At 38.0% G+C, this 1,060-nt stretch carries 2 protein-coding genes; both read right to left on the bottom strand.

The window, feature by feature from the left end:
• Positions 1-47: 47 nt before the first annotated feature.
• Positions 48-374 carry a hypothetical protein gene (locus NY607_RS24170; protein WP_066036196.1) on the bottom strand — a complete coding sequence of 109 codons (327 nt, stop codon included), beginning with the start codon at positions 372-374 and terminating at the stop codon, positions 48-50.
• 32 nt (positions 375-406) lie between these two features.
• Positions 407-562, bottom strand: a complete 156-nt coding sequence (locus NY607_RS24165) for a hypothetical protein (RefSeq protein WP_175400688.1) — start codon at positions 560-562, stop codon at positions 407-409.
• Between the last annotated feature and the right edge of the window lie 498 nt (positions 563-1,060).

Below are 1,060 nucleotides of genomic sequence, written 5' to 3'. Positions count from 1 at the left end.
AAGAAAAAGCGCTAGCCGATTAATTGGCTGCGCTTTATTAAATTTATCTAATTTTCTTTTACTTCATTCATAATTTTATAAAATTTTTGATTTGAAAATTCCATAATCTTATAAATTTCTTTTTGTGATCGTTCTATTAAATCCATATGCTGCCTAATCATTCTTCGTGGTGACTCTAAACGCCAACCACCTTCTTCAAGACCTACTTCACGAATAGGCGCACCCTTTGATTGCAAACTATAAATTACCTTTCTGACTTCTTCTTGAGTACTAGGAAATACACAATTAGTTAAGCTACTTGCTGTTGCAAAACCAACCTTAAAATAATCTTCTAGCTCCAACAGTATACTTAACTCATTTTCAGTTAGTTTCAAGAATACCACACCTTTTTCTACACATTATACCATTATTTAGGTTTTATGACCGGTATCGTTTTTTCTAATACAGCTAGTACCCTCTTATCTCTCGATTTCTTCTTTCTTGGCACTGTAGGCAATCCATACCTTTCGCTTTGTTTCCTTACTCCATCGGCTATTTTCTGCATTTGTTCTTCTGTTGGCATTATTAAACACACTCCTTTTTATTAAAAATATGTAAAGCGTGCTGCACTCTATGCTCCAATAACCAAAAACACCGATATCTATTGTATATTGACGCTTGACAACCGCACCCAATAACTAGCAGAATGGCGCTCGCTCTATGAAATCGGCTGAAACGTAGTTACCTTATATCTAAAACTCAAAAAAGAGAAATAGACATAAAGTAAATACGCAATAACTAGCGTCATGTGACGTCTGATGTTTCTCGTTGCCCTGTTCGTATCGGAATCTCTTCCGCTATGACCTCATACAATTACTGTCCTGTATGCGCGTATTAACGCATGATCATAGTTACCCTCTCCGCAAAGAGCCAGTAAACCTACCGCACCATAAAGCCGTGCTCGCTATTCGTCGCTACGTTAACAGGGAAACGTGTATCTGCGATATATTCCGTAGTTTGCGATGTGACGGACGGCACTGACCAGGTTAGATTAACGACGAATTAGTGGGCTACCTCGTCG

The organism is Lysinibacillus sp. A4 (genome assembly GCF_024919535.1).
GTDB lineage: Bacteria > Bacillota > Bacilli > Bacillales_A > Planococcaceae > Lysinibacillus > Lysinibacillus capsici.
This window is presented reverse-complemented; position numbering and strand designations above follow the sequence as displayed.